Source organism: Paraburkholderia sp. SIMBA_027, from assembly GCF_046535315.1.
In the GTDB taxonomy this organism is placed as follows: domain Bacteria; phylum Pseudomonadota; class Gammaproteobacteria; order Burkholderiales; family Burkholderiaceae; genus Paraburkholderia; species Paraburkholderia tropica.
Window position 1 is genome coordinate 1 of the sequence record NZ_JAWRWY010000609.1, and the last position, 271, is coordinate 271.

Consider the following 271-nt stretch of genomic DNA (forward strand, 5'->3'; position numbering starts at 1 on the left):
GCTGGTGGGACAGCGACATTGCCTGGGCCTGGCGCCGGGCGCCCGTGGCCATCGTGGCCACCGTCATGCTGGCGCTGCTGCTGATCGGTTCCTTCGGGGCCGGCTGGGTGGCGCCGCACAATCCGTTCGACCTGACCAAGGTCGAGCTGCTGGACGCGTTGTTGCCGCCGGCCTGGTCGCCCAACGGCCAGTCGACCTATCTGCTGGGCACCGACAGCCAGGGCCGCGACCTGTATTCGGCGATCCTGTACGGCACCCGCGTGTCGCTGCT

At 69.7% G+C, this 271-nt stretch carries 1 pseudogene; it reads left to right on the forward strand.

Annotated features, from left to right (window positions below):
- Positions 1 to 271: pseudogene (locus SB764_RS40450) on the forward strand (ABC transporter permease); the annotation flags it as partial.